Annotated in this window: 19 protein-coding genes and 1 pseudogene; 6 read left to right on the top strand and 14 right to left on the bottom strand. The window is 69.7% G+C overall.

All coding sequences use genetic code 11. The annotated features are described in order from the left end of the window. Nucleotides 1-8 precede the first annotated feature (8 nt). The gene (locus tag ABT114_RS16995; RefSeq protein ID WP_007383963.1) at nucleotides 9-368 is read right to left on the bottom strand and encodes an NADH-quinone oxidoreductase subunit A; all 360 of its coding nucleotides are present in this window, start codon (nucleotides 366-368) and stop codon (nucleotides 9-11) included. Nucleotides 369-1,114: 746 nt separating this feature from the next. Here ABT114_RS16995 and ABT114_RS16990 point away from each other — a divergent pair. Beyond that, nucleotides 1,115-1,927, top strand: coding sequence for a C40 family peptidase (locus ABT114_RS16990; RefSeq protein WP_351143215.1), 813 nt, complete (start codon nucleotides 1,115-1,117; stop codon nucleotides 1,925-1,927). A gap of 91 nt (nucleotides 1,928-2,018) precedes the next feature. On the opposite strand, the gene ABT114_RS16985 is transcribed toward ABT114_RS16990, so the two are convergent. Then, on the bottom strand, nucleotides 2,019-3,833 hold the full coding sequence (locus tag ABT114_RS16985) for a hydroxysqualene dehydroxylase (RefSeq protein ID WP_351143213.1): 1,815 nt from the start codon (nucleotides 3,831-3,833) through the stop codon (nucleotides 2,019-2,021). A gap of 90 nt (nucleotides 3,834-3,923) precedes the next feature. On the opposite strand from ABT114_RS16985, the gene def reads away from it, so the two are divergent. After that, nucleotides 3,924-4,580 carry a peptide deformylase gene (gene def / locus ABT114_RS16980; RefSeq protein ID WP_351143211.1) on the top strand — a complete coding sequence of 219 codons (657 nt, stop codon included), beginning with the start codon at nucleotides 3,924-3,926 and terminating at the stop codon, nucleotides 4,578-4,580. A 47-nt stretch (nucleotides 4,581-4,627) separates the two neighbouring features. Here the strand turns inward: def and ABT114_RS16975 are convergent, their stop codons facing one another. Continuing rightward, a complete protein-coding gene (locus tag ABT114_RS16975) occupies nucleotides 4,628-5,914 on the bottom strand; it encodes a geranylgeranyl reductase family protein (RefSeq protein ID WP_351143209.1) in 1,287 nt (428 codons plus the stop codon). Between the two features lie 98 nt (nucleotides 5,915-6,012). On the opposite strand from ABT114_RS16975, the gene ABT114_RS16970 reads away from it, so the two are divergent. Both ABT114_RS16970 and ABT114_RS16965 read left to right on the top strand, forming a co-directional pair. Continuing rightward, nucleotides 6,013-6,519, top strand: a complete 507-nt coding sequence (locus tag ABT114_RS16970; RefSeq protein WP_351143207.1) for a GNAT family N-acetyltransferase — start codon at nucleotides 6,013-6,015, stop codon at nucleotides 6,517-6,519. Nucleotides 6,520-6,647: 128 nt separating this feature from the next. Continuing rightward, a complete protein-coding gene (locus tag ABT114_RS16965) occupies nucleotides 6,648-6,986 on the top strand; it encodes a PASTA domain-containing protein (protein WP_351143205.1) in 339 nt (112 codons plus the stop codon). A gap of 21 nt (nucleotides 6,987-7,007) precedes the next feature. On the opposite strand, the gene ABT114_RS16960 is transcribed toward ABT114_RS16965, so the two are convergent. The 4 genes from ABT114_RS16960 to ABT114_RS16945 all read right to left on the bottom strand — a co-directional run bounded on the left by ABT114_RS16960 (nucleotide 7,008) and on the right by ABT114_RS16945 (nucleotide 11,933). Beyond that, entirely contained in the window at nucleotides 7,008-7,703 is a 696-nt protein-coding gene (locus tag ABT114_RS16960) for a demethylmenaquinone methyltransferase (protein WP_351143203.1), read from the bottom strand. Between the two features lie 105 nt (nucleotides 7,704-7,808). Continuing rightward, nucleotides 7,809-9,158 (bottom strand): acyltransferase family protein, encoded by a 1,350-nt coding sequence (locus ABT114_RS16955; RefSeq protein ID WP_351143201.1) that lies wholly within the window; start codon nucleotides 9,156-9,158, stop codon nucleotides 7,809-7,811. Next, nucleotides 9,158-11,524, bottom strand: a complete 2,367-nt coding sequence (locus ABT114_RS16950; protein ID WP_351143199.1) for a bifunctional polysaccharide deacetylase/glycosyltransferase family 2 protein — start codon at nucleotides 11,522-11,524, stop codon at nucleotides 9,158-9,160. Before ABT114_RS16950 ends, ABT114_RS16955 begins: the two co-directional genes overlap by 1 nt. A gap of 19 nt (nucleotides 11,525-11,543) precedes the next feature. Next, complete coding sequence (locus ABT114_RS16945) at nucleotides 11,544-11,933, bottom strand: hypothetical protein (protein ID WP_351143197.1); 390 nt, start codon at nucleotides 11,931-11,933, stop codon at nucleotides 11,544-11,546. 308 nt (nucleotides 11,934-12,241) lie between these two features. Between ABT114_RS16945 and ABT114_RS16940 the strand changes: the two genes are divergently transcribed. Next, nucleotides 12,242-13,282, top strand: a complete 1,041-nt coding sequence (locus tag ABT114_RS16940) for a chitinase (protein ID WP_351143195.1) — start codon at nucleotides 12,242-12,244, stop codon at nucleotides 13,280-13,282. Between the two features lie 6 nt (nucleotides 13,283-13,288). On the opposite strand, the gene ABT114_RS16935 is transcribed toward ABT114_RS16940, so the two are convergent. The 7 genes and pseudogenes from ABT114_RS16935 to ABT114_RS16905 all read right to left on the bottom strand — a co-directional run bounded on the left by ABT114_RS16935 (nucleotide 13,289) and on the right by ABT114_RS16905 (nucleotide 20,598). Continuing rightward, a complete protein-coding gene (locus ABT114_RS16935; RefSeq protein WP_351143193.1) occupies nucleotides 13,289-13,984 on the bottom strand; it encodes an imidazolonepropionase-like domain-containing protein in 696 nt (231 codons plus the stop codon). 14 nt (nucleotides 13,985-13,998) lie between these two features. After that, entirely contained in the window at nucleotides 13,999-15,213 is a 1,215-nt protein-coding gene (gene mqnC, locus ABT114_RS16930; protein ID WP_351143191.1) for a cyclic dehypoxanthinyl futalosine synthase, read from the bottom strand. A gap of 89 nt (nucleotides 15,214-15,302) precedes the next feature. Then, a complete protein-coding gene (locus ABT114_RS16925) occupies nucleotides 15,303-16,037 on the bottom strand; it encodes a prepilin peptidase (RefSeq protein ID WP_351143189.1) in 735 nt (244 codons plus the stop codon). A 6-nt stretch (nucleotides 16,038-16,043) separates the two neighbouring features. Then, nucleotides 16,044-16,505 (bottom strand): hypothetical protein, encoded by a 462-nt coding sequence (locus ABT114_RS16920; protein WP_351143757.1) that lies wholly within the window; start codon nucleotides 16,503-16,505, stop codon nucleotides 16,044-16,046. A gap of 105 nt (nucleotides 16,506-16,610) precedes the next feature. Continuing rightward, nucleotides 16,611-19,073: a protein kinase domain-containing protein gene (locus ABT114_RS16915; RefSeq protein ID WP_351143734.1), complete on the bottom strand. Its 2,463-nt coding sequence runs from the start codon at nucleotides 19,071-19,073 to the stop codon at nucleotides 16,611-16,613. Between the two features lie 219 nt (nucleotides 19,074-19,292). Further along, nucleotides 19,293-19,678: pseudogene (locus ABT114_RS16910) on the bottom strand (protein kinase family protein); the annotation flags it as partial. A 71-nt stretch (nucleotides 19,679-19,749) separates the two neighbouring features. Next, nucleotides 19,750-20,598 carry a menaquinone biosynthetic enzyme MqnA/MqnD family protein gene (locus tag ABT114_RS16905; RefSeq protein ID WP_351143187.1) on the bottom strand — a complete coding sequence of 283 codons (849 nt, stop codon included), beginning with the start codon at nucleotides 20,596-20,598 and terminating at the stop codon, nucleotides 19,750-19,752. A 404-nt stretch (nucleotides 20,599-21,002) separates the two neighbouring features. Between ABT114_RS16905 and ABT114_RS16900 the strand changes: the two genes are divergently transcribed. Continuing rightward, nucleotides 21,003-21,206, top strand: coding sequence for a cold-shock protein (locus tag ABT114_RS16900; RefSeq protein ID WP_351143185.1), 204 nt, complete (start codon nucleotides 21,003-21,005; stop codon nucleotides 21,204-21,206). Nucleotides 21,207-21,209: the final 3 nt, after the last annotated feature.

Below are 21,209 nucleotides of genomic sequence, written 5' to 3'. Positions count from 1 at the left end.
TTGGCCCCTCAGTCCCATTCCAGGCCGCCGCGCCGCCACACATACGCATAGGCGACGAAGACGGTGAGCACGAAGAGCAGCATCTCCACGAGCCCGAACACACCCAGGGCGTCGAAGGTGACGGCCCACGGGTAGAGGAAGACGATCTCGATGTCGAAGACGATGAAGAGCATCGCCGTCAGGTAGTACTTGATAGGGAAACGCCCGCCGCCGGCCGGCGTGGGGGTCGGCTCGATGCCGCACTCGTAGGCCTCGAGCTTGGCGCGGTTGTACCGCTTCGGACCGATCAGCGTGGCCATGACCACGGAGAAGATCGCAAAGCCTGCCCCGAGGGCTCCCAGTACGAGGATGGGCGCATACGCGTTCACCGCTCCTCGCTCCTCTCAGTCGGCACTGACTGGTGGCGGTTGCGTCAGGCCCGCAACACCTGCCCCACCAGTCCCACGAGCCCCGCTCGTCCCGGCGAAGATCGCGAACATGTGAAGCAGGTCACAAGCCCAACCGCCTCGCATCTTATGCCCGCCGGTCTGTGATCTGCGACACGGGGTATTACACAAGCTTTGTGATCTCCACCACCTGACGAAGGATCATGAAGTCGGATTAGCGGTGATCTTCATACGAGAAGCGTCCGAGCGGTCACCAGAGGTGACATTTCCATCAGTCAGCGCAGGTCGGGAGGGGCATCTCAATATCAAGAGACTTCCCTTGCATGCAAATTGGCGCTGGACTTGATCTCTTGATAGATGCCGCATTCACACATGAGAGGGAGGTGCGTGGTCGGGCGTGAACGCGTGCACGCGTTCACGAACTCACCCGGAGGTGATCCCCGCGCGGGACGCGCCCCTCCCGGTAACCGTTCCGTGACCTCCGCCACATCCATGAGAGACGTCTGAGAACCGGGGTTGGCCAACGGTCCCAACCGGTGGTAGGTCGGGGGCAATTCGGACGTAACAGCGAAAGCCCATGATCACAGGCTTGATCACCTGCGTCCGCAATGTCCGTTACGGCGTCAATAAAGAGCGATGCGACCGGCATTGAGGGGCTCGATTGAACAAATGTGGCGCAGCACACGTTTCTTGAAGGTATGGAGGAGCCCCTGATACCGCTTGTACCCATGTCCCACACCGCTCTCATACGCAGCCACCGGAAGCCCCGCCGCAGCGCGTCGACAATCGCGATGCGGGCCGGAGTCGCGGGTGGCGTCCTCAGCACCCTGGCAGTCGCCGGGTCGGCCGGCGCGGCGAACGCCGCCGAGCCGGTGACGCAGACCATCGAACTGCCCACCCTGACAGCCGACCTGGCCGCCCAGGTCGCACATTCCGCCGATGCCACGCAGCAGACCGCCGCGAACTACGAGCTGCAGGCCGAGCGTGACGCGGCCGCCGCAAAGGCCGCGAAGCAGGCCAAGGCGGACCTCGCTGAGGCGAAGAAGAAGGCGGAGGCGAAGAAGAAGGCCGCCGAGGCCGCCCGCAAGGCCGCCGCGGAGCGCGCCTCACGCGACGCCGAGCGGACCACGCTCACCGCCTCCGCGAGCGTCTCCACGAGCACGTCGACGAGCACGTCCACGGCGACGGGTTCGGCCGCGGCTGTCATCGCCTTCGTGAAGGCCCAGATCGGCGACGCCTACGTCTCCGGCGGTACCGGCCCCAACTCCTGGGACTGCTCCGGCCTGGTGCAGGCCGCTTTCAAGCAGGTCGGCATCAGCCTGCCGCGCGTCTCCCAGGACCAGTCGGTCGCCGGCACCCAGGTCTCGCTGAGCAACCTGCAGCCGGGCGACATTCTCTACTGGGGCAGCGCGGGCAGCGCGTACCACGTGGCGGTGTACGTCGGTGACGGTATGTTCGTCGGCGCACAGAACCCGTCCTCGGGCGTCGTGGAGAAGCCCCTGTCGTACGACCCGCCGACCGGCGCGGTGCGGGTGCTCTGAGCCGCACGCTCTGAGCCGTACGCAGTGAAGGGCCGCCGCCGCTCGGGGGCAGCGGCCCTTCCGCCGTACCCGCACGCCCAGTGGGCTCGGCTCAGCCGAGGTCGAAGGTGTTGGGCAGGCCCAGCCGGTAGCGCACCTCGTCGACGCGTTTGAGCGGCTCCATCTCGGGCGGGCGGTACAGCTCCACCACCTCACACCGCACGGCGTCCGAATTGTCCGCATCCAGCAGTGCGTTGACGGCCCGTCGCGCGGACTCGTTGGCGCCCTCCATGGTCGCCAGGTCCACGTCCGTACGGACGTAGTCGCCGGCAAGGAAGAAGTTCGGCACCTTCGTGCGGGCGGACGGGCGGTTGTAGAGCGTGCCCGTCGGGTGGATGAGGAGCTGCTCGCGGTTCTGCGGGTCGGGGCCGCCGAGGCCCGTCACCGCCGGGTCCATGAACCAGTCGAGCCGGTCGTCGTCCGTGAGCGTCGTCTTGCCGGAGTCGTTGAGCCCGTCCTTCAGTTGGGCCCAGAGCTCGGCGACGATCTCGTCCTTGGTGCACTCACGGGCCGTCTTGCCGTACAGGATGCCGGGCTTGTCCCATTCGGAGATGATCGCGGACAGGCAGTCGTGGGCCCGCCCGTCCCCGTAGTCCGCCGAAAAGTCCCGTACGTCCCAGAACTGGGCCTGCCCGATCCCCGTCACCGACCAGGGCGAGTCGAGGCAGTTGATGTGGCCGTGCACGACGGGTGTGGGCGTGCGCAGGTAGAACATCACGCCGGTCATCCAGTCCGTCTGCAGCGCGTCGCATCTGGCGAGCTGCGGGTCGGCCGCGCGCAAGGTGGAGCCCCAGGTGCGGCGGGCGTGTTCGACGGGCAGGGCGGAGACGTAGTGGTCGGCAGTGACGGTGCGTTCCTGGTCGCCGTCGCGGGCCGAGACCCGTACGCCGGTGACCCGACCGCCCGCGTACAGGACCTCGTGGACCTGGGTCCCGGTGACGAACTCGACGCCCAGGGAGCGCAAATACGTCTCCCAGGGAGCGATCCATGCCTCGCTGGTGGGGGCGTTCAGCACGCGGTCGATGTCAGCGTCGCCGTCCAGGCCGCGGCCGAGCAGGCCCCACAGGATCAGGGCCTCGATGATGACCCGGCCGACGGTCCGGGTGGAGGCGACCTCGGCTCGCGTGGCGACGAGATTGCGGGTCTGTCCGATGCCGAGAAGCGTCTGGTACTCCTCGCTCATCTCCTCGGCCCGGATGAACTCCCACCAGGAGGTTTTCTCCCAGGTGTCCTCCCGGCGGGCGTCGCAGCTGGTGAGGTGGACGAGGAGCCGGTCGGCGAAGTAGGCGGCCTCGTGGGCGGGCAGGTGGGTGCCCAGGTCCAGGACCGAGAGCAACTGGTCACGGATCCAGGACGGGGTGAGGTCGCCGGGCGCGGGCGGGGTGGTGAGGCGACGCAGCGGGAAGTGCAGGTCGGGGCGGCCGCCCGCGCGGGCGAAGAGCTCCTCGGTGCTGCCTCGGAGGTTGTCGTGGACGCCGTTCGCATTGCCGGGGAAGGGGATGCGGCGCATCGTGTCCGGCAGGTTCCGGTAGAAGCCGGGGAAGAAGCGGAAGCCGTGTTCGCCTGGGAGTGGTTTGCGGCCGCCCGCCGCCGTTCCGGGGACGTCCATGGAGCGGGCCTTGCCGCCCAGAACGTCGTAGTACTCGTAGACGGTCACCGCATAACCGCGTTCGGCGAGTTCGTGGGCGGCGCTCAGGCCGGAGACGCCACCGCCGAGGACGGCGACGCGGGGGCCGGCCGAGGCGGCTGCCGCGCTCCCTGAGGGCCATAAGGCAGTGGCGCCGACCGCTCCCCCGGCGGCGGCCAGGAAGCGTCTGCGGGAGTGTCCGACGTGCCCCTGTGCGTGTTCCGTGCGTTCTGTTGTCATGGGTCCCGGAGGGTAGGGAGGGGCTTCGCAGGTCGGAACCCTGTTTTCCCGTTACCCACAGCATCCCCACAAACACAGGGAGACACAGCGATGCCACGTGTGTTCGTACAGGGCAGGCCCGTCGACTCGTATCCACGGCTCGCGCCCGAGGCTCGGCGGGGGTCGGTGCGGCGGATCACCGAGGTGGGCGAAGAGGTCCTGCACAAGTCGTGCCGGGACGTGACCGAGTTCGGGCCCGATCTCGCCGCGCTCATCGACGACATGTTCCTGACGATGTACGTCGCCGACGGAGCCGGACTGGCGGCGAACCAGGTCGACGTCGATCTGCGGCTGTTCGTGTACGACTGCCTGGACGACGAAGGTATCCGACATGTCGGACACATCGTCAACCCGGTGCTGGAGCCGCTCGACCCGACCGGGCGACGGCTGCTCGACGAGGGCGAGGGGTGCCTGTCGGTGCCGGGCGCCGTCATGGACGTACCGCGGCCCGACCGTGCCGTGGTGCGTGGGCTCGACAAGGACGGCAACCCACTCACCGTCGAGGGCACGGGGTACTTCGCCCGCTGCCTCGCCCACGAGACCGACCACGTGAGTGGTCACGTCTACCTGGACCGGCTCTCCGGACGCGAGCGGAAGGAGGCGCTGCGGCAGGTGGCGGACCGGCGGGACGAGGTGTTCGCGCGCCGGGCCGCCAAGACCGAGGCCCTGAAAAGCCAGGTCAGCCCTTCGGTTCCACCGAGGCTCTGAACAGCTGGGACAGGCCTTCGGTGCCACCGAGGCCCTGAACAGCTGGGTCAGGCCTTCGGTGCCACCTTGCTCAGGCCGTTGATGATGCGGTCCATCGCGTCGCCGCCCGTCGGGTCGGTGAGGTTGGCGAGAAGTTTGAGGGTGAACTTCATCAGGACCGGGTGGGTCAGACCCCGCTGGGCCGCGATCTTCATGACCTTCGGGTTGCCGATGAGCTTCACGAAGGCGCGGCCCAGCGTGTAGTAGCCGCCGTAGGTGTCCTTGAGGACGCGCGGGTAGCGCTGGAGGGCCAGTTCGCGGCCGGCGGGCGTCGAGCGGGCATGGGCCTGGACAATGACGTCGGCGGCGATCTGGCCGGACTCCATGGCGTAGGCGATGCCCTCGCCGTTGAAGGGGTTCACCAGGCCGCCCGCGTCGCCGACGAGGAGCAGGCCCTTCGTGTAGTGGGGCTGACGGTTGAAGGCCATGGGGAGGGCCGCGCCGCGGATCGGGCCGGTCATGTTGTCCGGGGTGTAGCCCCAGTCCTCGGGCATGGACGCGCACCAGGCCTTCAGGACCTCACGCCAGTCGAGCTCCTTGAAGGAGTCCGAGGTGTTGAGCACGCCCAGGCCGACGTTGGACGTGCCATCGCCCATGCCGAAGATCCAGCCGTAGCCGGGCAGCAGACGGTCCTCGCCCGGGCCGCGGCGGTCCCACAGCTCCAGCCAGGACTCCAGGTAGTCGTCCTCGTGGCGCGGCGAGGTGAAGTACGTGCGCACCGCGACGCCCATGGGGCGGTCCTCGCGGCGATGCAGGCCCATCGCCAAGGACAGCCGGGTGGAGTTGCCGTCGGCGGCCACCACCAGCGGGGCACGGAAGGTGACTTCCCGCTTCTCCTCGCCGAGCTTGGCCGTCACACCGGTGATGCGGCCGGTGCGGTCGTCGACGACCGGGCCGGAGACGTTGCAGCGCTCATACAGGCGCGCGCCCGCCTTCTGGGCCTGACGGGCCAGCTGCTCGTCGAAGTCGTCGCGCTTGCGGACGAGACCGTAGTCGGGGAAGGAGGCGAGATCCGGCCAGTCCAGCTGAAGGCGGACGCCTCCGCCGATGATCCGGAGCCCCTTGTTGCGGAGCCAGCCGGCCTCTTCGGAGATGTCGATGCCCATCGCGACGAGCTGCTTGACGGCGCGAGGGGTGAGCCCGTCGCCGCAGACCTTCTCGCGGGGGAACTCGGTCTTCTCCAGCAGGAGTACGTCAAGGCCGGAGCGGGCCAGGTGGTAAGCGGTGGTGGAGCCGGCTGGCCCCGCGCCCACGACGATCACATCGGCGCTGTTGTCGGAGAGGGGCTCGGTCACGGCGGGTTCTCCCCAAGTTCGAAATATACGTGCCGACCGGCACTGGACATCGGCAGTCTATTCAGCAGAATTGATCACCCGGCTGAAGGGCTGCCCCCGTGAACCGAGCTCTGCCTGTAGTACGGCTGCGCGTCCCCACCGATGAGGACGCCGTCGCCTGGCACCGGGTCTTCGACGACCCGGACGTCATGGAGTTCCACGGCGGCAGGTCCAAGGAGTTGTACGTCTACGAGGAGCTCACGGCACGTCAGCGTCGGCACGACGCCGAGCGCGGCTTCTGCCTGTGGACGATGCTGGACGAGTCCGACCGGGTCATCGGTTTCACGGGTGCGCAGCCGTGGCCACAGGACTGGGGGCCGAAGGGCGAGATCGAGATCGGCTGGCGGCTCGGACGGGAGCACTGGGGCAAGGGGTATGCGACCGCGGCCGCGCAGATGACGCTGGAGCGGGTGCGTGCGGCGGGGGTGCCGAGCGTGGTGGCGATGGTCCTCGCTCAGAACGCCCGGTCGATCGCGGTCACGCAGCGGCTGGGCATGAACCTCGCCGAGGTGTTCACGGTCCCGGCGTCGAATCTGGAAGGGCACTGCTACCGGCTCGCCCTGTGACGGCGACGACCTCGGTGAACGAAAAGCGATCAGTAGCAGAGAGTAACTCTCGGCTACAGAAAGACACCTGACGCTTCCGGACGGCACCCCGGGCGGTTACCCTTCCAGTACCGCTGGGGGTGACATCTGTGCGCATAACACCCAAGACGCCCGAAGTGCGTGTGCCCAGGTTCGTCGGCCTGATGGCCGTGGACGCGCGCGAGGCCGCCGAGGCCCACGGCGTGCTGCTGGCCGCACCCGACCGGCCCGAATTCCACCGCACCGTCGTCGACTACGTCGTACGCCAGTACCCTCCGCCCGGCGTCGAGGTGCCGCGCGGAGCGGTCGTCACCGTGTGGTTCGACCTGGGTGAGGGAGAGGGCGGTGGAGGCGCGGGCGTGCGCGAGCCGCGCATCCCGAACCCCACCGGGGGCGGGCTGCAGCGCGAGCTGGGCGAACCGGGGGACGCCTTCGAGGCGACCATGTAGCAGGTAGGGCGAGGGCGGCTGTCAGGCCTGCTTGAAGCCCCGGTGCAGGGCGACGATCCCGCCGCTCAGGTTCCGCCACGCCACCTTCGACCAGCCGGCCTTGCGCAGACGCTCGGCCAGTGCGGGCTGGTCGGGCCAGGCGCGGATGGACTCGGCGAGGTAGACGTACGCGTCGGGGTTGGAGGAGACCGCGCGGGCGACCGGCGGCAGGGCGCGCATCAGGTACTCGGTGTAGACGGTCCGGAAGGGCGCCCAGGTCGGGTGGGAGAACTCGCAGATCACGACCCGGCCGCCGGGCTTGGTCACCCGGTACATCTCACGCAGGGCGGCGTCGGTTTCCTGCACGTTGCGCAGCCCGAAGGAGATCGTGACGGCGTCGAAGGTGTCGTCCTTGAAGGGCAGCTTCGTCGCGTCGCCCGCCGTGAAGGGCAGCCAGGCGCTGCGCTTCTTGCCGACCTGGAGCATGCCGAGGGAGAAGTCGCAGGGGACGACGTACGCGCCGGTGCGGGCGAAGGGCAGGGACGAGGTCGCCGTACCGGCGGCCAGGTCCAGGACCTTTTGCGCGGGCCGGGCGTCCACCGCCTTCGCGACCTCCTTGCGCCATCGCCGGTCCTGGCCGAGGGACAGCACGTCGTTGGTGAGGTCGTACCGTTCCGCCACGTTGTCGAACATCGAGGCGACTTCGTGCGGCTGCTTGTCCAGGGATGCGCGGGTCACGCGCCCATTGTGGCAGTACGGGCCGGACGCACCCGCGCCCGGCCCACCGACCGCCGTGTCGCCCGGCCCACCAACCGCCGTGTCATGGCAGCAACCTCGGCCGTGTCACGGCAGCAGTCGAGGCTTTTTCTTCGCCGCGACGTCCTCGACCCACCCGCACAGGAGCACGAACACCGCGATCAGGACCCAGCCGATGCCGAACATGAACCACTGGCTCTCCAGCGGCAGCCACTTCTCGAACGCGGGTACGTTCCAGAACTGGTCGATCAGCGGGACGGCGAGGATCAGTGCGATCTCGTGCCACAGGTAGATCGTCACCGCGCGGGCGTTGAAGACCGTCACGATCCGGTCCAGCCGCCGGAAGCGGGCGAGGCCGGCGAAGTCGACCTTGAAGTACATCAGCAGCGCCACGAACCCCGCCGACCAGAAGGCCTGCGCGAGCGGGATCTCGTCCAGGTCGTAGGTGCCGAACTCGGCCTGGTGCGAGAAGGCGTACCAGCCGCCGAAGCCGATCGCGGCGAGCGAGAGCACGACGACCGCGGCAGGCCGCACCCGCTGGAGCACGCCGTCACGGTGCGCGAAGCCGAGGATCCAGCAGAACAGGTACGTCGCCAGGTCCCACAGGGCGCTGCCGAAGCGGCCGTCCGGCGGCGTCCAGACGAGCTGGAAGACGACGATCGGGGCGAGCGAGGCCAGCAGGACCGGCACCGGGGCGAGCCGGAACACCTTCAGCATCAACGGGGAGAGCAGGACGAACCAGAGGTACGTCCGCAGGTACCAGAGGATCTCCCAGGCCTGCATGCCCCAGGCGTTGCCCGGCGGGTCGCCCAGCGGCACGATCCAGTAGACGATCTCCCAGCCCGGCATCCAGTCGTGGATCAGCATCGCGAGGACCACGAAGAAGCCCCAGAACCAGAACGGCGGCAGGAGTCGGCGCAGCCGGCTCTTCACCACCTTGAGCGCGGGGCGCTCCAGGGACTTCGCCATCAGGGTGCCGGCCAGGCCGAACATGATCCCCATCGAGGGGAAGACCATGCCGGCCCAGGCCCAGCCGAAGGTGTGGTACGTGACGACGCGGATCAGGGCCACGGCACGGAGGGTGTCGAAGTAGCGGTCGCGCCCGGCCGGCTTGGGCGGCGGCGGGGGCACCTCCTCCACGACGACAGGAGCCTCAGCTTCCGGCTCTGGCTCCGGCTCCGGCTCCGGCTCCGGCTCCACCGCAGGCAGCGTCGCCGTCGCTTCGGCCGCCGGCCGCTGCCCGTGGTCCGCGTACTGCGCGGGATACGGCTGCTGCACGTACTGCTGCTGATCCTGACCGCCGTACCCGTATCCGTAGCCCTGCCCCTGCCCCTGCCCCTGCCCATACACGGGCTGCGGCTGCGGCTGTTGCCCGTAGCCGTACCCCTGCTGCGGATAGCCCTGTTGGTGCGGCTGCTGCTCCGCCTCCCAGCTCATCAGTTCACCCCCGCCGGGGTGCCGACCTCGCCGGTGCGCTTGAGCTTCTGCCAGCGCAGGCGGCCGCCGGTGAGGGCGGTGATGCAGGAGTGGATGAGGACGAGGTACATCATCTGGCGGTAGGCCAGCTGCTGCAGCGGCATCATCAGCAGGTACCGGTACTTCTCTCGGTCGAGGCGGAACGCGTACGCCGCGCACGCCAGCTGGATCGCCAGCACCGCCAGCCACGCCAGCAAGGCCGCCTGGAAGTCGACGAAGATCATCGAGTAGACGGTGAACACGTCGATGAGCGGAGCGAAGACCGGCGTGATGATCTGGAAGATGACCACCAGGGGCATGCCCACCCGGCCGAAGCGGCCCGACGGGCCCTTGTCCGTCAGGGACTTGCGGTGCTTCCACAGCGCCTGCATGGTGCCGTACGACCAACGGTAGCGCTGGGACCACAGCTGCTTGAGCGAACCGGGCGCCTCCGTCCAGGCCTTGGCGTGCTCCTGGTACACGACCCGCCAGCCCCCGCGGTGCATGGCGATGGTGATGTCGGTGTCCTCGGCGAGGGTGTCCTCGCTCATGCCACCGACCTCGAGCACGGCGTCCCGGCGGAACGCGCCGATCGCACCGGGGATGGTGGGCATGCAGCGCAGCAGGTCGTACATGCGGCGGTCGAGGTTGAAGCCCATCACGTACTCGATGTGCTGCCAGGCGCCGATGATCGTGTCGCGGTTGCCGACCTTGGCGTTGCCGGCGACCGCGCCGACCTCGGGGTCGGCGAAGGGCTGCACGAGCTGGTGCACGGCGTCCGGCTCGAAGACGGTATCGCCGTCCATCATCACGACGATGTCGTAACTGGCGCTGCGCACACCGTTGTTGAGGGCGGCCGGCTTGCCCGCGTTCTCCTGGCGGATGACCCGGACGTTCGTCATGCCGAGCGACTCGGCCGCACTGCGCGCGATCTCGGACGTGCCGTCCGTCGAGCCGTCGTCGACGACGATGACCTCGATCGGGTGGGTGCTCTGCGCCAGCGACTTGAGCGTGTTGGCGATGCACTCCTTCTCGTTGTACGCCGGCACGATCACGCTCACCGGCCGGGTGACGGTCGGCCCCCAGCTGAAGCGGCGTTTGTTGCGCTGTCTGTAGTGGCGGCGGGCGAGGATCAGCATCATCCCGAAGCGGCTCATGACGGCGATGCCCACGACCATGAGTCCGACCGCGAGCACGGGCACCGTCCACTCGGCGACGGCGACCGCCGCGATCAGGGCCTTGCCCTCGTAGAGGGTGGCGCCGGTGGCCTCCCGGTGGGCGGCCTGGAGACGCGAGATGGTGCTGGTGGTGCCGCCGTTGCCGTTCGGCAGGGTCCCGCCGGGCTGCTCACCGGTCACGCCGGCCTCCGCGACTCCGCCGGCCGCCTCCTGCCGGCTGGTGCCCGCGCCTGTCCCCGCGCCTGCCCCCGTGTCCGTCCCCGTGCCGGTCCGCGCGGCACGGCCCGCGGCGTTGTCCTTCTGCATGACGCCGCTGATGGTGGTGAAGGTGTAGCCCTTCGCCTTCATCTTCTTGATGTACTGCGGCAGCGCCTTGATCGTCTGTGAGCGCTCGCCACCCGCGTCATGGAAGAGGACCGACGCACCGTCGGTGCCGCTCGGCGTGGCCCACTTGATGATCTTCGAGACGCCCGGCTTCTTCCAGTCGTCGCTGTCGGTGTCGACGAAGACACTGGTGTAGCCGTCCTCGCCGAGCTTCTTGTAGACAGGCCAGCTGTAGTTGTCGATGGCGTCCGTCTCGGACGAGTACGGCGCACGGAACAGCGTGGTCGTGATGCCGGCCGCGCCTGCCAGCGCGAGCTGCGTCTGCTCCATTTCGCGGTTGACGCGGGCGCTGCTCTGGTACGAAAGGTCGACATGCGTGAAGGTATGGATGCCGACCTCGTTGCCCTGCTCGACCAACGTCTTCACGATGCTCGGATAGCGCGAGACCATCGAGCCGACCAGGAAGAACGTGCCGGGCACGTCGTTCTCCTGGAGGATCTTCAGGACCTGGGGGGTCCAGGTGGGGTTCGGGCCGTCGTCGAAGGTGAGGGCGATCGTCTTGTCCGGCACGGAAACATTCGTGGCCTGCCCGCCCTGGAAGGTGAGGATCGGGCCGCCGTTGAGGACCTTGTCGGGGACCTTGCTCGAGCTGGCGCCGTCGCGCACCCGCTCGTCACCGCCGACCTCGGCGCGCAGGTAGCCGTCGAGCAGCATCACGCAGGTCAGGGCCAGCAGGAGCAACAGAGCGAGGATGACACGCGGTTTCTGCAACGCCGCGGCCCTGCCCGCCGCCCGCTCGATGCGGGAGGGGGCGCGCCGTCGGCCGCGAGAGGGAGTCGTCGTCATGAGGGTGGCTGCGTTCCGGTCAGTTGGCGGCCGCGACGGCGGACGCGGAGGAGGCCGGGGTGGCGGCGCCCGAGGTCGGCACCGTCGGTATGCCGCTGGGCCGGCCGATCTGGTCGGCGACACCGCCGTTGGGCTGCAGGCCGCCGGGGCCCTGGCCGCTCTGCCCGTCGCCGCCGAACGGCAGCAGCGAGGACGGGTTCAGTGAGGTGCCCCAGCCCATGAAGGCGGCGCCGAGCACACCCGCATACGCGAGACAGACGACGCCGAGGAGGAGGCCGATCCGACGCAGCAGCTTTGATCTGCGTCCTGAGCTGTCAACGAACACGGGCCCCTCGGCGGAGGCGTTGCCGCGTTTGCGACGGCGACCACGGTCGGCGCCACGACTTTCGATGGCAGTCTCTGAATGCATTCCACCGATATTAGGGAGGCTTTATGTGCCGACCTCTCTGTCTTGCTTGTGAGACAGCTATGAGGAACACGCCAACCTGTCTTTTCCCTAAGAGAACCGCGAAATGTCTGCGCGATCCAACACCGGGCGGGGCAGATAGAATGCCCCTTTTGATCAGGCGATTCGCCCGGCTCGTCCCGATTTCGCCATGAAGTCGCTATGCACCTCCTATCCATGAACAGCCACAGCCTGGTGTGAGACATTTCCACTCGGTAATCGCGTTTTGTTTCCATCCTGAGACAGAAATCACGAGAGCGGGTACATACGCAATGAGGAGTTTCCTGAGGCCGGCGGCCGGGCTGACCTGCCTGTTTGCCCTGGCCACGGCAGGGTGCTCCGCGGGGTCCGACGGCACGTCGGACGCGGCACCCGCGACCCCTGAACAGACCAGCGCCTCCCCCTCGGAGAGCGCCTCGGAGAGCGCCTCGCCGAGTACGTCGTACGAGCCGTACGTCAGCGCCACGGAGGCGAACGACAACGACTCCGCCGGCTCGCCGACGACGTACAACCTGGCCTTCGTGATCTCGGACGGCAGCAGCTGTACGCCGAAGTGGAACGGCACCGAGGCCATCGGTGACTCCGCCGTGAAGTCCCGGATCTCGCAGCTGACGGAGTCCGGCGCCAGTGTGCGCGTCTCCTTCGGCGGGGCCTCCGGCAAGGAGCTGGCGTCGGTCTGTGACAGCGCCTCGGAGCTGGCGGACGCCTACGGCAAGGCGCTGGACGCGGCGGGGGCGACCCAGGCCGACTTCGACATCGAGGGCACCCAGCTGACCGACTCCGACTCGGTCGCCCTGCGCTCCGAGGCGATCGCCCAGCTGCAGAAGGACCGTCCCGACCTCAAGGTCTCCTTCACCCTCCCGGTCATGCCCAGCGGCCTCGACTCCGACGGCGTGGCGCTGCTGGAGTCCGCCAACAAGTACGACGTCCAGGTGTCCGTCGTGAACGTCATGACGATGAACTACGGGGAGTCGTACACAGCCGACATGGGCGACTACGCGCTCACCTCGGCCAAGGCCACCCACACCCAGCTGAAGGACGTCTTCGGGCTGTCTGACGCGGCCGCCTGGCGGGGCATGGCCCTCACCTCGATGATCGGCGAGAACGACATCGACAACGAGACCTTCTCACTCTCGGACGCGGCCGAGGTGCGGACGTTCGCCGAGGAGAACGAGATCGCCTGGGTGTCCATGTGGTCCACCTTCCGCGACCAGCAGTGCGAGGACGGCGAGGCGTCACAGGACGACGCGGCGACCAACTGCAGTGGGGTGGAGCAGAGTTCGGGGGCGTTCGCGGAGGCGTTCTCGGGCTGACCGGCGTCACCGGCGCCGGTGCACCAGACGTCCCGCGACGACCGTGGCCACACAGGTCGCGGCTCCGCGCTCGAGGAGCGTCGCCTCGTCCGGGACATCGAAGACGGCGAACGTCGCGACACCGGCGAACGTCGCGACACCGGCTGACGTCGCGACACCGGCTGACGTCGCGACACCGGCGGACGGAAGCGGCCGTATGACCGCCTCCGCCAGACTTCTGGCGGAGGCCAACGGGTCCAGGGACGGCGGGCCGGCGGGAGGTGCGAGGCGCGGCTCGGTGGCCATCCCCGCCCGGCGCACCGCGTCCAGCACCGCGGGCCGCCCCAACTCCCCCGCCACAGCGACGGTCCCGTGCGCCAGCATCCGCTGCACCCCGCGCCGCGCGCTCGCGCCCCAGCGGGCGTCGGTCATGGCGAGCGCGGCAAGAGCCTCGCCGGTGAGCGGCTCGGTGCCCAGCTCGTCGGCCTCGCGTGGGTCGGGATGGTAGGCGTGTTCCAGCAGTTCGGGCCCGTACGGGTTCAGCAGTCCCGGCGTGAGCAGCCCCGGCCAGCGCCGGACCCGGGCCGTCGGATGCGCGGCCGCCAGCTCCTCGTACGGGCCGACGGCCGCGATCGCCCGCCCGTCGACGAGTACCGCGCCGCCCGGCAGGGAAGGCCGCCGGTCCCCCGTGACCAGGAGATCGGCGGCGTGAATCGTCAACACGTCTGACGTCTACGTCAGTTGGAGGCGAGCAGCTTCAGCTCCGGATGCGCCGTCCCGCCCTCGATCGCCGTGGACGAGATGTGCGACATGACGCGCTCGTCGACGGGGTCGTTCGCCGGGTCGTCGTGCACGACGATGTGCTCGTACGTCGTGGTCCGCTGGGCCGGGACCCGCCCCGCCTTCCGGATCAGGTCGATGATCTCGAGGCGGTTGGAGCGGTGCTTGGCGCCGGCGGAGGAGACGACGTTCTCCTCCAGCATGATCGAGCCGAGGTCGTCGGCGCCGTAGTGCAGCGACAGTTGGCCGACCTCCTTGCCGGTGGTCAGCCACGAGCCCTGGATGTGGGCGACGTTGTCCATGAACAGCCGCGCGATGGCGATCATCCGCAGGTACTCGAAGAGCGTGGCCTGCGTGCGGCCCTTCAGGTGGTTGTTCTCGGGCTGGTAGGTGTACGGGATGAAGGCGCGGAAGCCGCCCGTACGGTCCTGGACGTCACGGATCATCCGCAGGTGCTCGATGCGCTCGGCGTTGGTCTCGCCGGTGCCCATCAGCATGGTCGACGTGGACTCGACGCCCAGCCGGTGCGCGGTCTCCATGATCTCCAGCCAGCGCTCGCCGCTCTCCTTCAGCGGGGCGATGGCCTTGCGCGGCCGCTCGGGAAGCAGCTCGGCGCCGGCGCCGGCGAAGGAGTCGAGGCCCGCCGCATGGATCCGGGTGATGGCCTCCTCGACCGACACCTTCGAGATCCGGGCCATGTGCTCGACCTCGCTCGCCCCCAGGCTGTGGATGACGAGCTGCGGGAACTCCTGCTTGATGGCGGCGAAGTGCTTCTCGTAGTACTCCACGCCGTAGTCCGGGTGGTGGCCGCCCTGGAACATGATCTGGGTGCCGCCCAGTTCGACGGTCTCGGCACAGCGGCGCAGGATGTCGTCGAGGTCGCGGGTCCAGCCCTTGGCGGTGTCCTTGGGGGCCGCGTAGAAGGCGCAGAACTTGCACGCCGTGACGCACACGTTCGTGTAGTTGATGTTGCGCTCGATGATGTACGTCGCGATGTGCTCGGTGCCGGCGTACCTGCGGCGGCGCACGGCGTCGGCGGCGGCGCCCAGCGCGTGCAGCGGGGCGTCGCGGTAGAGGACGAGCGCCTCCTCTGGCGTGATGCGTCCGCCCGCCGCCGCGCGGTCAAGCACGGCTGTGACATCAAAAGACGTGAGCTCGGCCTTCTCGGTCACCGGAGCGTCCCTTTCGTCAAGGGGTGTGGACGGACCGAACCAGCCTACGCCAGCCGTTTTGCCACGCCTCCTTCAGGCCGTGTACGTGTTCAGGCCGTGTACGCGCCGATCAGCAGCCCCACGAACGCCCCCGCGATCAGGAACGGCCCGAACGCGATGGATGTCTTGCGCCCGGCGCCCCGCGCGACGACGAGGACACCGCCGTACACGGCACCGAACAGGAACCCGGCGAAGGTGCCGAGCAGCACCGTCGGCCAGCCGTACCAGCCAAGGACGGCGCCCGTGCCGAGGGCCAGCTTCACGTCGCCGAAGCCCATGCCGCTCGGGTTGATGAGGAACAGCACGAAGTAGCCGCCGCCGAGGGCCAGGGCGCCGTACAGCGCGGTGAGCCAGTCGCCGGCGTGTTCGGGCGCGAGGGCGGCGAGGCCGAGCAGGGCGAGAGCGGCGGCCGCGAGCGGGAGGGTCAGGACGTCGGGCAGCCGCTGCACCCGGAAGTCGACGACCGCCAGCAGCACGCCCACGGGCGCGAGCAGCAGCCAGACGACGAGTTCGGGCCGGGTACCGGTGGCGGCGGCGAGGGCGGCGCAGACGAGGGCGGTGGAGAGGGAGAGGAGGAAAGTGCTGGGGCCGTACGAGGACCCCTCGCGCGCACACTCACCGCACCGCGCCCACCCCACCCACCCCCGGATGGAATGCCCGCCGGGGCACTCCTGACGCCACGCCTCCCCCGACGGTACGGAGAAACGATGCGCGGCCCGGGGCAGGAGCGTCCCCGTCGCCGCACCCCACAGGGCGGCGGTGAGGACCAGCAGGGTGGTGCTCATCCCGGCTCACCCCACCGCGGCGACGTCGTCGCGCCAGGTCGGCAGCAGCTCGTCGAGCAGCGCCTCGTGGAGCAGTGCGCTGCGCTCGCCGTCGGGGGCCTCCAGGCCGATGATCTCGTACGGGCCCACGAGGCGCGCGTACACCGCGGGCCGCCCCTGTTCGCTGATGTCGACGAGGAACGGCGGGGTGGTCGTCGGCCCGTCCGGGCCGCCGAGCGTGATCGTCATGTGGCCCAGGGACAGCGCCCCGGTCACGGCCGTCCCGTAGCCGGGCGGCGGGGCCGGCGTGCCGCGCATGGGTACGACGTTCCCCGGCGTGCCGCCCGGCGGAGGGGCGGCACGTCCTACGGCCGTCCCCAGCACTTCCGCGACATCGCCGGCCGTGGCCGTGGCGTCCGCGGTGACGACGACGTCCTGCGGCGCACCGCCTTCGTGCACGAGCGTGACCAGCATCCGCATGGTGGTCATCCTCCCCGTCGGCCCCTGTGGCCACGTTCGTTACTTCAGCCGGCGGAGACCAGTCGCAGTCTCCGCGGTCGTGCTTTGCTGCCCTGTTGCCCTGCTGCCCGGGTGTCAGACGGCCGGCAACCCGTATATCTCCGGCCCGTTCGTCACCATCAGCCGGTTGCCGGAGAGGGCGATCTGCCAGGAGTCGCCGGCGTCCCCGTTGTCGGTCCACGTCCAGCGCAGCTTGCCGGTCTTGGCCTCCAGGGCGACCACGCCGCCGGCCAGGGCCCCGGTGGCGCAGTACAGCGTCGTCCCGGCCTTCAGATACGACTCCGGCGCCCCGCGGTCCTGCTCCTCGCAGAGCCAGATCCGCTTGCCGGTCCTGACGTTCACGGCCCAGACGCCGCGGTCGTAGTCGCTGGTGTAGAGCACACCGTCGATGACGGTGGGGTTGTGGAAGCCGCGGCGGCCGTTGGGGGAGAGCGTCCACCGTGTCTTGCCGGTGTCCGCGTCGAGGGCCGTCAGCTTCTCGCCCGGCAGGAAGACCAGGCCGTTCGCGACCGTGGGCTGCCAGCTCCAGTCGTCCCCAACCTTCTTGGTCCACAGCTGGGCGCCGGTGGCGGTGTCGCGCACGGTGAGGTTGTACTTGGAGTCGGCGTAGACGAGGTACTTGCCGGAGACGGTGCCCTCGACGTCGTAGTCGTCGGTGCCCCAGTCACGCTTCTGCAGCCACACCTTCTTGCCGGTGCTGTGGCTGATCGCGGCGACGGCCGTGCGGTACTCCGTGGCGCTCTTGGACTCGCTGTAGTCGGACAGCGTGACGTACACGTTCTTGGCGTCGACGGCGATCGTGTCCTGGACCTCGAGCTCCTTGCCCAGGCGGCTGCGCCAGACCTCGTCGCCGGTCTTCACGTCACGGGCGGTGAGCACGCCGTCGAAGTCGCCGTCGGAGAGGAACACCTTGCCGTCGTGGAAGAGGAGTTGGGCTCCGGCGCGGCAGACGTCCTTCTTGGACCAGCGGGCCTTGCCGGTCTTCACGTCGTACGCCACGAGCGGGTCGCCGCTGACGAGGAGCAGGCCGTCGTAGGTGAGGAGGGGTACGTTCGAGCTGGTGCTGTCCTCCGCGACCGACGTGTGCCAGAGCGGCTGCGGGGCCACCCCGGCCGGCGGGGTGGTGAAGTTCTCCTCGACGGGCTCCGCCGTACCGCCCTTGGCGCCGCCGCCCGTCGCCGACGCGGATGTGCCGCTGTCCTTCCCGAGCCACCACGCCACGCCTCCGCCGACCGCCGCGACGGCCACCGCACCGCCGGCCGCGAGGCCGAGGGCGCGGCGGCGGGAGGGGGCGGGGGGCGTCGCGCCATCGGCGCCGAGCTGGACGGCGCCGGGGACGGAAGTGCCGTACGCCGGGGCCGGGGAGCCGCCGTACGCCGGAGCCGGGGAGCCGCCGTACGCGGAGGGCGGGGTGCCGTAGCCGGGGCCGGGCGTCCCGCCGGGCGGGGTGCCGCCGTACGCGGAGGGCGGGGTCCCGTAGCCGGGGCCGGGCGTCCCGCCGGGCGGGGTGCCGCCGTAACCGGGGGATCCGGGGGCGGGCGGATAGCCGTAGCCGGGCGCGGGGGTGCCCGGTGCCGGCCCCGCCCCGTCCACCACCGCCACCGCCGGCGCCGGCCCGAAGGCACCCGCGGCCGGGGCGTCCGGTGCCTCCAGGTCCAGGATCCCCGCCGCGTGCGTGGCGATGGTCGACGCCACCGCCGACGGGAGCCAGTCGCTGAGTACCGTCTCGACGCCCTGTGGCGCCAGCGCCGCGACGATCTCCGCGGGGGCGGGCCGGGCGGCCGGGTCCTTCAGCAGGCAGGCGCGGACGAGCCCGATCAGGGACTGCGGTACGCCCGTCAGGTCCGCCTCGCCGTGCACGACCTGGTAGAGCATCGCCGCGTGCGAGGCGGTGCCGTCCCCGAAGGCGCCCCGGCCCGTCGCCGCGAAGGCGAGGACGGCGCCGAGGGAGAACACGTCGCCGGCCGGGCCGACATCCTTGCCCAGCGCCTGCTCCGGCGGCATGTAGCCGGGCGAGCCGACCACAACTCCCGTCTGTGTCATACGGTTTCCGTCCACCGCCCGAGCTATGCCGAAGTCGATGACGCGCGGGCCGTCGGCGGCCAGCAGGACGTTCGACGGCTTCAGGTCACGGTGGATCAGGCCGGCCGCGTGGATCTCCTGGAGCGCGGCGGCGAGGCCGGCGGCCAGCGCGTGCACGGTCCTCTCGGGCAGTGCGCCGTGCGCGGCGACCACGTCCGTGAGGTCCGGGCCGAGCACGTACGACGTCGCCAGCCACGGCAGTGGTGCGTCCGGGGCGGCGTCCACGACGGGCGCGGTGTAGCGGCCGGAGACCGCGCGGGCGATCTCGACCTCGTGCCGGAACCGGCCGCGGAAGTCGGCGTCCGCGGCGAGATCGGGCCGTACGACCTTCACGGCGACGGTCCGGCCGCCGGGCGAACGGGCGAGGTAGACACGCCCCATGCCACCGGCGCCGAGCCTGCGCAACAGCCGGTAGCTGCCCAACTCCCGCGGATCGTCAGGCTGCAGTGTCTCCATGGCGGGCGCTCCCCGTCCTTCCCCGTGGTGATGCGATGTGCCGCGCTCTAAGGTGCGTGCCCGGCGTGATGGTGGCATTCGCTCTCGCCGACACAGTAGTGACAGCCGGGGCGGTGGGGAGTGACGAGGCCATGACCGCACGATCGGCCAGGCCCAAGCGGCCGAAGACGACGGGCACTTCGCTCCGTTACGACCGGATACGCGGGCGGGCACACAGGCGCGTACGGAGTGCGCGGGCAGCGGGCCGCCGTCCGCCACCGCCGCACTCAGGGACGGGCCCGCCGCGTACGCCGTCGCCACCCACGGGACCGGCGCCCCGGGGTCCGCGTCCAGGACCGGTGCCGTCCAGGCGCCGCCCACCCGCCGCGCGGCCTCGACCTCGCGCCGATGGGGGTCCCCCCGCTCGAGCGCAGCCGACAGTGGGGGAGAGCGCGGAACTCCTCGTCGAGCGCGAGGTGCGGGTGCGGGTGCACGATCTTGACCGCGACCGTACGCCCGCCGACGCTGCGCCCCAGGTAGACGCGGCCCATCCCCCCGGAGCCGAGCCGGCCGAGCAGGCGGTAGGGCCCGACGGGGGTGGGCTCGTCGGCTGCGAGCGGCTGCATGACGTCCCCCTCTCCCCTGTAGGACACGTCAGCACATACGTCAGCAGATCAGTGCGGAACAGTCTCCGCCCTTACGGCTGGAGCAGATCCACCTTCACGTCCGCCGGGAATCCCGTCGTCGGGCCGACCCGGCGGGCGAACTCCGTCACAGCCGCCAGCTGTGGCCCGCCGAAGCGGAAGTCGAGCGTGGTGAAGTACTTCTCCAGGGTTTCCTCGTCGAAGGCCTCCCAGCGGGACGCCTGCTCGGCGACCTTGCCGACCTCCTCCAGGGAGAGGTTGCGGGAGGCGAGGAACGCCTCGTGCACCTGGCGTGTGATGACCGGCTCACGCTCCAGGTAGTCGCGCCGGGCCGCCCAGATTGCGAAGACGAACGGCAGACCCGTCCACTCCTTCCACAGCGCGCCCAGGTCGTGCACGGCGAGGCCGTAGCGGGGGCCGTCCAGCAGGTTGGCCCGGAGCGCCGCGTCGCCGATGAGCACCGCGGCCTCCGCCTCCTGCATCATCAGGCTGAGGTCGGGCGGGCAGGTGTAGTAGTCCGGCTGGACGCCGAAACGATCGGCCAGGAGCAGCTGGGCCAGCCGGACCGACGTACGCGAGGTCGAGCCGAGGGCGACCCGGCGGCCGTCCAGCTGGTCCAGCGGCACCTGCGAGACGATCACGCAGGACATCACCGGGCCGTCGCAGCCGACGGCGATGTCGGGGAAGGCCACCAGGTCGTCCGCGTTCTTGAGGAACTCGACCAGGGTGATGGGTCCGATGTCGAGGTCCCCCTGCACCAGCCTCTCGCTGAGCTTCTCCGGGGTGTCCTTCGTCAGCTCGAAGTCGAGGAGTGTTCCCGTTCTCGCGAGTCCCCAGTACAGGGGCAGGCAGTTCAGGAACTGGATGTGGCCGACACGCGGCCGGGTGCGAGAATTGTCCACATCGCGAGACTAGACCCTGGGGTCCGCCGCACAGCGGTCACCCCCGGCCGTCGGCCCGGCCGCCTCCCTGGCCGCCACCTGCCGCCGCCGCCCATCACTTCCGGCCGCTCCCGGTCACTTCCGGCCACTCCCGGCCGCCCCCAGTCAGTCCCAGCCACCCCCACCGTCCACCTCACACGATCGGATTCAAACGTCCGAGTGACATGATCTTGACCTCTATTGCTTTCGGCTGCCCGCATGCTAGGCTCGCCGCAAGTTGCAGTTTGGTTTCCCTTGCAGTACAGAGCCTGCGGAGCATGTGACCGCGGGCTCTAGTCGTTTTCAGACGTATGCAGTTGTGCAGCACAGTTTTCACACTTGCAGGGTTCTGGAGCAGGGCGACCCTTTGGGCCCAAGGAGGGCTTATGGCTACCGGAACCGTGAAGTGGTTCAACGCCGAAAAGGGCTTTGGCTTCATCGCCCAGGAAGGCGGAGGCCCCGACGTCTTCGTCCACTACTCCGCGATCAACGCCAACGGTTTCCGTTCGCTCGAGGAGAACCAGAACGTCTCCTTCGACGTGACCCAGGGCCCGAAGGGTCCGCAGGCGGAGAACGTCACCCCGCTCTAAGCC

Source organism: Streptomyces sp. NPDC002088 (assembly GCF_040296605.1).
Lineage (GTDB): Bacteria > Actinomycetota > Actinomycetes > Streptomycetales > Streptomycetaceae > Streptomyces.
The sequence above is the reverse complement of the archived record's forward strand: the minus strand, read 5'-3'. Positions and strand labels throughout refer to the sequence as shown.